The organism is Okeania sp. SIO3B5, from assembly GCF_010692555.1.
In the GTDB taxonomy this organism is placed as follows: domain Bacteria; phylum Cyanobacteriota; class Cyanobacteriia; order Cyanobacteriales; family Microcoleaceae; genus Okeania.
On record NZ_JAAHHG010000374.1, the window covers coordinates 1 to 9,943 of the forward strand.

At 37.6% G+C, this 9,943-nt stretch carries 7 protein-coding genes; 2 read left to right on the forward strand and 5 right to left on the reverse strand.

Annotated elements, in window-relative coordinates; translation table 11 throughout:
• Positions 1-537 precede the first annotated feature (537 nt).
• On the forward strand, positions 538-1,269 hold the full coding sequence (gene radC / locus F6K54_RS32290) for a DNA repair protein RadC (RefSeq protein WP_293087154.1): 732 nt from the start codon (positions 538-540) through the stop codon (positions 1,267-1,269).
• 760 nt (positions 1,270-2,029) lie between these two features.
• Positions 2,030-2,299 carry a hypothetical protein gene (locus F6K54_RS32295; protein ID WP_293087157.1) on the forward strand — a complete coding sequence of 90 codons (270 nt, stop codon included), beginning with the start codon at positions 2,030-2,032 and terminating at the stop codon, positions 2,297-2,299.
• A gap of 413 nt (positions 2,300-2,712) precedes the next feature.
• Here F6K54_RS32295 and F6K54_RS32300 read toward each other — a convergent pair whose 3' ends face one another.
• The 5 genes from F6K54_RS32300 to F6K54_RS32320 all read right to left on the reverse strand — a co-directional run bounded on the left by F6K54_RS32300 (position 2,713) and on the right by F6K54_RS32320 (position 9,549).
• Positions 2,713-5,232, reverse strand: a complete 2,520-nt coding sequence (locus F6K54_RS32300) for an HD family phosphohydrolase (protein WP_293087159.1) — start codon at positions 5,230-5,232, stop codon at positions 2,713-2,715.
• Between the two features lie 30 nt (positions 5,233-5,262).
• Positions 5,263-6,405 (reverse strand): ADP-ribosylglycohydrolase family protein, encoded by a 1,143-nt coding sequence (locus F6K54_RS32305; RefSeq protein WP_293087162.1) that lies wholly within the window; start codon positions 6,403-6,405, stop codon positions 5,263-5,265.
• A gap of 976 nt (positions 6,406-7,381) precedes the next feature.
• Positions 7,382-7,828, reverse strand: a complete 447-nt coding sequence (gene aroQ / locus F6K54_RS32310; protein WP_293087164.1) for a type II 3-dehydroquinate dehydratase — start codon at positions 7,826-7,828, stop codon at positions 7,382-7,384.
• A 28-nt stretch (positions 7,829-7,856) separates the two neighbouring features.
• Positions 7,857-7,991 carry a hypothetical protein gene (locus tag F6K54_RS32315; RefSeq protein ID WP_255502456.1) on the reverse strand — a complete coding sequence of 45 codons (135 nt, stop codon included), beginning with the start codon at positions 7,989-7,991 and terminating at the stop codon, positions 7,857-7,859.
• A 304-nt stretch (positions 7,992-8,295) separates the two neighbouring features.
• Positions 8,296-9,549, reverse strand: coding sequence for a competence/damage-inducible protein A (locus F6K54_RS32320; protein ID WP_293087171.1), 1,254 nt, complete (start codon positions 9,547-9,549; stop codon positions 8,296-8,298).
• Positions 9,550-9,943 lie beyond the last annotated feature (394 nt).

A 9,943-nucleotide genomic window follows, 5' to 3' on the forward strand; every position in this document is an offset into this window, starting at 1 on the left:
TTAATTAGCAGCTCAGTTTAATGTTAATTCTTCTTATTTTTTACTTCTCCACTCCCTTACTCCCTACTCCCCTGCTCAATAAAATACGGTCAGCTTAAATAGGTAAAAAAAATATTTTTAGATTGACATTTCTAGCACAAAAGTATTATGTCCTAAAACATACTTACTTACAACCGAATAAATACTGAAATTATCTTGACTTTTCTCCTTTCTTCCCTCCTGTTTGCGGAGCATTCCGTAGGAAATTCTGTTTGCTTCGCGGTGACAAACGGAAATTCTGACTCCTAGCTAAGTTATTTATTAAGTATTTAACCGAACATGATATAACTTATATTATGTTTAGAAATTATTGACCTTAATTTTTTAACAAAAAAGTCAGGTCTTAAGACTTCCCTTTGAAGAGGATAAAAAAGAAAAATTTGTATCTTCAAAACCTCCCTATTGCGGGATATACTAATAGCGTAGCTCATCTTTCTAAGGGTAGCTCCTCTATCAAGAGGCTAACTAATAACTGATAACTGATAACTGATAACTGAAATGACCTACAGTCTCAGAATTGCAGACTTACCTAGCAATGAACGACCACGAGAAAGATTAATTGCCTCTGGTCCGAAAAGTCTTTCCACCGCAGAATTAATTGCTATTCTCTTAGGTACAGGTCAGGGAAAAGGGAAACTTTCTGCTGTAGGTCTCGGACAATACATATTAAATCAATTAAGTCAACATCAGCGAGACCCCCTCTCAATTCTCCGTAATATTACAGTTCAAGAATTAACTCAAATTCATGGTATTGGTACAGCAAAAGCAACAACTATTTTGGCTGCTATTGAATTAGGAAAAAGAGTATTTCAATCCCGCCCTCCAGAATTAGCAGTTGTTGACAGTCCCCAAGCTGCTGCTGATGCTTTAAGTCAAGATTTAATGTGGCAAACCCAAGAAAAATTTGCCGTTTTACTCTTAGATGTAAATAACCGCTTACTCGGAACTCAAGTAATTACCATCGGTACCGCAACAGAAACATTAGCTCATCCCCGTGAAATTTTTCGAGAAGTGATTCGCCATGGTGCAACCAGAGTTATTATTTCTCACAATCATCCTTCTGGAAATGTGGAACCAAGTCCCGAAGACATCAACTTAACCAGGCAACTTTTAGCAGGAGCGCAATTTTTAGCTATTCCCCTACTCGATCATATCATTATGGGTAATGGAGAACATTCCAGTCTGCGTCAGACAACTAATTTGTGGGAAGAATATCCTCAAGGAGATTGATCGAAATTTAGAATTTAGAATTTAGAATTCAGGAGAAAATATAGTCATTCCAGTTAAGATTGAGACAAGGGTTTCTTGCCTTGAAAGAGTTTCAGCTGAAAAAGTGTTCCAGTCTTATTCAGAATGACTATAGTAGTGGTCATAATTGAGTATTGATGCTGAATATTTTCCTGAGAATTTGACTATAAAAGTCTTCTTCCTTCTTCCTTCCCTCCTAGGGTCTGTCATTAATTAGAACTATAAGCTTTGTGAATCAAGGTTTTTAGCGTCTGGAGTCTTTCCAAGCCAAAAGTTCAAAACTCTTGCTACATAGCACTTTCAGATTTAATTGATGACACGCCCTAGATAGCTAAACATCGATGTAGTCGATGGGGATATCGCTATCCCTCACCTCTACTCCAAAACCGTACATGAGAGTTTCCACCTCATACGGCTCCTAACATTGCAGTAGTCTATAAGGTTGGTTACACCTATTCTCGCACCTATATTTCAAGGTTTGTCAACCCTTGGAGCGCCTCGGTTTTCGCTACTCTTTGGCTTAGATACCTGGAGATTTTTCACGGGCATGAGTCTCCTACTCTCGAGTTGAGCCTACTTACCCCAGCAGCGTGCGTTTTGGCTTAATACAATTTCGGTTTCACGGCTAAGAGCAATGCCTCCCCACGTCTGCACATCCTAAAAATTACTCCAGGCTTGCTTCGCAGGAGTTTCCTTATCCCTAAAAGACATCATGTAAACTTTTCGGTGGTGGTGCATAGTAATGGTAGAGAGAGTGTGGGGGGATGGGGAGATGGGGGGATGGGGAGATGGGGAGATTGGGAGATGGGGAGATTGGGAGATTGAGAGATTGGGAGATGGGGAGATTGGGAGATGGGGAGATTGGGGGATTGGGAGTGTGGGAGAAATTAAAAAATATATATCTTCTACCATTACCATGCAGGACTACCAACTTTTCCTACTCAGAGGTCAAGGTCTGAGAGTCTTAAGGGGGTTACTTCGGCTCCCGTGTATCATTTCTCGTTACATTTAGGCTCCTAGTGTCGTCCGACCTCCAACTAGATGTGGTAACGCCGAAGAACTACGTTACCAGTTATGTGAGGTTTCCCGTTTTGGGCTTGGTGTATCAGGCTTAATTTCACAAGCTCGAAGATGACGAGCGGTTATACGCTTATTGACTGTGCGTTAACATCCATGCAACTCCCTTGGCCACGATAACCAGACAAAACCTTCTAGTTTTAAGGCTTTAAGTCCATGCACCTCCAGACCAAGTTGTTACCTTGGAATCCTGAACAACTGAAGTCACTCTACATCCCAGAGGGCAGGAATTCAACCTGCATGACTACTAGAGTTATCCCTTTTTTTTGAGACTGGCTAACTTACATAGAAGCTTGTTTAGCCAAACGAATCGCACTTCTTCCTTCTTCCTTCTTCTTCCTTCTTCCTTCAATTAGAACTAACAACTGATTTTACAGTTTTTACTTGATTTGGATTCATTGCCGCTTTCGGATAAGCAATACGTTTATGATTATACTGTTCCCAAACCTGTACAAAAATTTCAGCAATAGTTGACATTTCTGCCCTCGTCAAACCAGAATCAACCAACTGATTATCCTGCCACCGTGCCCGCATAATTTTCTTCACCATCTGTAAAGCATCCTTATGAGTCGCATCTTTAAGCGATCGCAAAGCTGCTTCACAAGAATCTGCTAACATCACAATACCCGTTTCTCGCGATTGTGGAATTGGTCCTGCATAGCGAAACATCTCTTCCTTAACTACCTTTCCTCCCTTCTCAGCTCTTTGTTTAGCTTGATAATAAAAATAAGCAATTAACATTGTACCCTGATGTTCGGGAATAAACGCCGTAATAGCCTTTGGTAATCGGTGTCTACGAGCCATTACCAATCCTTCAGTAACGTGCTTTCTGATAATTTCCACACTCACCCACGGATCTTTAATTTCATCATGTTTATTAGGCCCACCCATTTGATTTTCAATAAATCCTAATGGATCGTGCATTTTACCAATATCGTGATACAAAGTACCCGTTCTCACCAATTCCACATTACAACCAATTGCTCGTGCTGCCGCTTCTGCCAAACTTGCCACAAACAGAGTATGCTGAAAAGTACCAGGTGCTTCCGATGCCAAACGCTTCAACAGAGGCCGGTTAGGATTAGCCAATTCAGACAAACGAATCGGAGTAATCAAATCAAACAAATGCTCCAAATATGGACTCAAACCCAAAGCAACAATACTCCAAACCAAACCTGCGACTGCTTGCAAACCTACCGGGCCTACGATCGCATACCATAGTAATCCTGGTGTGGCACGAACAATCAAATTTGTCAACAAATAAACAGTACCTTGAGTTAATCCTATTCCTACACCTAACAATGCTTGTTCTTCACGCGATCGCATTTTTTCAGCTATTAGACTGCCAACAATACCACCAGCAGCACTAGCAAACCAATCTATTTTATCAACATCCATCCCAATAGGCAGTACCACAGAGATTAATCCCACCACTGTTACTCCCATAGTTGAACCATAGAAAGTTCCTACCAACAATCCAATTGCTGGCAAACTACTCCATGGTATTCTCAGGGTTATCAGCAATGGTGCGCTCAAACTCAAAAGCAACAGAAGTATATTATCTCTGCGCCTGAAGCAAGGTTTAAGTTGCCTTTCTACTATAACTACTATACCTACAGCTCCACTAACAATACCTACAAAAACCACCAAACCACGCCAATTAACTGTACGGCGACTTAAGCCAAAATGATCTAGTAACACAAATGCCTTACGGTTAATATTTTTCCCCTGCTTAACAATGACTTCATTCTTTTTGACTTTGTATGTTACTGTTTCAATATCTTGTGCTGCCAGTTCCACTGATTGCTTAGTGCCTTCTGGATCTAGAGATAAATTAGCCTCCAAAGCTACCTTCAAAACATTGATTGCTAAATCTTCCGCCACTACAGGGACTACACCATTTACTTGTACCTTTAGTGCTTTAACCCATTCCTCCTTAGGTAAATTTGGCGATATTCCTTGAGCCAGCATTCGCTCTTTTACAGTTTTAATACCTATTTGAGTTTTTTGCCAGTCAGTGTCAGACAGTTCTAGTAAAGTAGAATCGTATACCTCATAACCTTCGATTTCTTGCTGTTGAGCCAGAGCTTCTATTGCCTCTTCGTAAACATCACGAGCTTGTGATACCTCTTCTAAAACTCTGTCATAGTTTTGAAAAAAACTTTTTTTGCGGTAAGCTAATAATTCTGAAATTGCTTGTCGGTCTTTACTACTAATAACTATAGAATTTTGACTATTTTCTTGATAGTTTACTAAGATTAATGGCTTACTTAATAATTGATTATTGTCTATCAAATTGTTATTGTTACTGACAAATTCTATTGAGTCTATTAAGTCTTTAGTTAATATAGAATCAGTAGTTATCCCTGGTTGAGGCCCAGGAGGTCTTTCTCTTAACTCTTCCTCTACTATTTGTTGAATAGCAACCCATTTTTCTTGGGAAATTTGTCGCAGGTGTAGCTGAGTATTTGTTGATAAAATACCTGTATTCACAAATGGGAAGTTAACAACTATCTGTCTAATTTGATTACCCAGTGCCAGTATTTCAGCTAACTCTTTGTTAACTTTTTGATTAACTGACTCATTAATCATCAAAACTGTGATATCACCAAGTCTAGCTGATTTGCGCTGCTCTTCAGTAACTTTATTGTCCGGAACTATAGCACCTTCCGGAGCCAGGATAGTCTGAGGAGCAACAGTTCCCTCATCTAACTTGGGCTGACTGTAGTAACGTTGACCTATAGTAGCGGTTAGAGATGCTATTGCCAGCACCACTAAAATTGGTGAAGTTGCCAGAGCTGACCAACTCGATAATTGTTGTTTTTTCTGGGGCTTCAATAATTTCCCAATTAAACGTGTCAGATGCATATTTATTGATGTCTACACATCATAGAGTTTTCAATATCCACTAGCTTTGCGTGGGCGAGGACGAATTACATTGCTGGCAGCAACTGCTGGCACTATATTTTGTGTCATATTGTTTTGGTCATAAACTCCACACCAAACGGCCCAAAGTTTTTTGGCCACATTCATAATTTCTGCTTCATTTATTCCCAAAGGTTCTCCTCCCATTTTTTGTCGCCATTCTACAGGAATTCCAGCAGTACTGTTATAAGCGCCCGATAAAGTACCTACTATAGTACAGATTTGAGTTGCCCATTTTGTTCTTGCCGCCCGTAATATTGCTAAATTCAGGTCTTCTGGGGTACTGAGGAAGCAGTATAAGGCTAAACAGATAGGTATGAAAAAAGTATAAGAGATTGAGTTTTCTTGTTGTTCAGAAAATATTTGCTGCCTTGAAAAAGATTTAACATTTTTTGATAATTGAGTTATTGCGGTGTTTAAATTTGCTCCCTGATCGATCAATTGTTCTACTTGTCTTAGTTGCCCTACTAATGGTTCTTTTTCTCCAATATAGTCGATAATTTTGGGTATTATAGTTTGGGGATATAGTTGTTCTGTCAAAGCTTGGGCTATAACATATCCAATTGTTAAGTTACTTGGATTGATATCTGAGTAATTTTGCCAAACTTTTCCCCATTGCTCTAATTTTTGTTCCAGTTTAAATTCATCTTCGTGATATAGCAAAGTTACTGGCAGGCTGGCGATCGCTACATTACTAGCTGTAGGATAAAATACATCATCTTTATCCATGTAGTGAATACCGGGCAATTTATTATCAATTATCTCTGCAAATTTTTCTGCTTTTTTTTGAGGATATTTTACCTGACTTGTTTTGCTGCTTTGGTCTTTTTTATTAGCCCAGTTATCTTGCCATTGCCCATAAACTTTCTGCCAATCTTCTTGATTAAATTCCTGATTTATAATTAAGCTATTTGCACAATTAACTGTAATTTCTACCCATTTTTGCAATTTTTGTTTCTCTAAATCTAACGGGTAAAATTTATGTTTATTTATTGATATTTTATAATTTTTTCGTTCTTTCTCTATTTGTTTATACTCAAAGTAATAACCTAAATTATTTCCTAAAACTGCTCCTAATAAAGCACCTTGGAATTTTATTAATAGAGAATACTGCATTATTTATTCATTTATTAATTTATCTTTCTTTTGACCAAAAAAAAAGGTCTCAAGCCTCCCCTTTTAAGGGGATAAAAAAAGAGAATATTCCTTATGTCAAGCCTCTGGGTTTAGCCAGAGGTACTGTTAACTGTTAACTGTTAACTGTTAACTGATAACTGATAACTGATAACTGAAATGACATCCTTAAATAGGTAATAATAACAAATCCGGTTTACCGAATAATTAATAATTAATAATTCTGGTTTAAAGCCTCCCCTTTCCTTATATTAAATTCCGTAATGGTTAAAACCAGAGGTAATTATCAATTATCAATTAATGAAACAGGAGGTTTATTAAAAAGGTAAGGTAGAAGGCAGGAAGCACTTATGCTGAAGGGTTAGAAAGGAAGGGCGAAAAACGTGGTGCATGATAACCGGATTTGATATAAACAGTAGAGTATAGATAGAATAAACTTAGGCTAAGTTTTAGATATACTTTCTCAGACTAACTTTTTTTCAAAGCCTATTTTAGAGTCGCTATATTTAATTTTTTTGACTATCTGTACATAATTTATATTACTACTTACTCTCAAAATAAATAAATTTTCTGCATATAAATAATTTAATTCTTATAGTTAGCATTATACCAATACTATTAATAATAGTATTCTATCAACTTGAGTTGCATAGTTATTGGTAAGCATTTCCTGCCGAATGCTGCGCAAACAGCTATTAGCTGTCAGCTCTTATGAGAGGGTTTTAATCAATATAAACTGTTTCAGCCAGCTTTTATAGTAAGTATAAGTTATAACTCAATTAGTAAAACTTTTATCTAAAGCTAAAAGCAATAGCTGACGGCTGAATGCTTACAGTTATTGTCTTAATAATTCATTCAAACTTACGCTATTTATTAACTATAATTGAATAATTTAATTAATATATTTTTTTCGACTATAAAATTTCCAGCCATATCATATTTAGATTTGGGAAATTATTTAACGGGTACTTTTTTGAAGATAATTAACCATTGCTTTTAGCCCTAAAATATAGCTTTCTGAACCAAAGCCACTAATCTGACCTACAGCTACTGGTGCTATAAAAGAATGATGTCGAAATTCTTCTCGACGATAAATATTACTGAGATGTACTTCTACTGTGGGAATATTCACCCCAGAAATAGCATCCCTAATGGCAATACTTGTATGAGTATACGCCCCGGCATTAATAACTATGCCTTGGTGTTGCTCACTTGCCGAGTGAATTGCGTCCACCAAGACACCTTCGTGATTAGACTGTAATACAGAAATTTTTACTCCAAGGACTTCCGCCTCTTGCTCTAACAGTCTATTTATATTATCTAAAGTTTCAGAGCCGTATATTCCTGGTTCTCGCAGACCCAGGAGATTCAAGTTTGGCCCATGTAAAACTAAAATGCTAAACAAATAACTTAAACGTTGAATGGTAGAATTATCAGCGACGAGAGCGGTCGTTGACTGGAATCGGAATGAGTTCTGGTTCTGGTTCTGGTTCTGGACCTAATAAAGAATCAACCAGCTTGCGAGTCCATTCCTTTAATTTTTCTATTACTTTGTCTATGAAATCCATCAATATTTTATTCCCGCTGAATACTCTCACCTTTTATAGTGAGGGGTAAGCGGGGCGGGTTCTGCCGCTTCCCTTTTCATACAAAAGTTTTGAAAGATTTTAACAACCTAGCCACAAGGCAATAAATAGTCATGGTGGCTTTTGGTTTGTTTATCTTTACTCTTATATTAACACTATCTTTGCTTTAGGGTTAGATGCCCATTTAGCTATGATAAGTTAAGTTGTCTAAAAAAAAATGGACAAATATCCACAATTTTATTTATTATTTTCTTATTATAGTCAAGTTCTTGATTATTGTGGTCTTCTATATAGATAAATATAATTTTCTTCTCAACAAATCGAGAGCTGTACAGGCACTCACTCTTCTTATCCAATCTCTACTGCGTAAAGCACCAAAGCGGTATTCAAAACTTTCTACCTCACCATTTATTTTTGCTATACCAATATAAACTAAACCCACTGGCTTAGATTCTGTTCCACCTCCAGGTCCGGCAATACCTGTAATACTAATTCCCCAGTTATTTCCTAACTTTTTCACCACCCCACTTGCCATTTGTTTTGCCACTGCATGACTCACAGCACCTTCTGTAACTAAATCTTTCTGACTAACATCTAACAAAGAAATTTTTACAATATTTTCATAAGCGATAACTCCACCATGAAAATATTGCGAACTACCTGGAGTAGAAGTCAACATACTACCTAAACCTCCACCAGTACAAGATTCGGCCACAGCTAAAGTTTCCCCTGCATCTAACAATAATTTTCCTACTACTGAAGCTATAGAGTCGTCATTAATGCCATAACAGTCAATTCCTGCAATATCTCGTATTTTTTGTTCTACAGGCAAAATTAATTCATCTGCTAATTCTTGAGATTCAGCACGAGCAGAAATTCGTAATTTTACCTCTCCATGATTAGCATAGGGAGCAACAGTAGGATTTTTCATTTCCAATAATGGGGCTACTTTTTCTGCCAAAGCTGACTCTGCAATACCCCAAAATTTTAATGTCCTACTATAGATAGTTTCACCACACCAACCCTGATTTTGCATATAAGGTACAGCAGTTTCTTGCCACATTAATTTCATTTCGGTGGGAACTCCGGGAAAAGTCATTATTGTGACATTCGGCATTGGTTGCCAAATAATTCCCGGGGCACTACCAATAGGATTAGGTAAAATACTTGCACCTTGGGGAATTAAAGCTTGTTTCCGGTTACTGGCAGTCATGGTGCGACCCCGATGGGCAAATTTTCTGATAATATCTTCTATTATTTCGGGTCTTTCTATCAGTTGAGTATTAAAATAGTCGGCTATGGTGGCCATAGTTAGATCGTCTGGAGTCGGGCCTAAACCTCCTGTGAAAATTAATATTTGGGAGCGTTGGGTAGCGATCGCTAATACTTGTTTAATTCTTTCTGGATTATCTCCTACTACGGTTTGATAGTAATGAGCTATTCCTAATCTTGCTAGTTCTTGGGCTAAAAATTGAGCATTACTATTCAGGATATCTCCTAATAGTAGTTCTGTTCCAACACATATAATTTCTGCAATCATTTAAGTAGAAGGTAGTAAATTGTTTACGCTATATATCAAATTGTCAATTAGCTCAAAACTGAATTATATTACTTATTCAAGGGTTTTGACGGCTAAATATACAACGTCTTTTTAGCTTACCTAAATAACACGGGAGCATGAAAGCCATCGTCTTTTAAGCGATGGATGAAAGGCGAGGAGTCGGATTTTAAGGAGATGTATTTTATTTGACCAAAAAGCCACATTGAAGGCCCCCGTGTTTGAACCGGGGATGAAAACAACCGAGTCGTTTATACTAGACAACTAAAGTGGTCCTATGCTATTATTACTCAGGGGTAAGCCATCCAACCCTCGTTTCAAATGTACTGTTGTCAGCAAGTTTTAGTAGGTAAAAATCCCGAATTAATTGCTATTT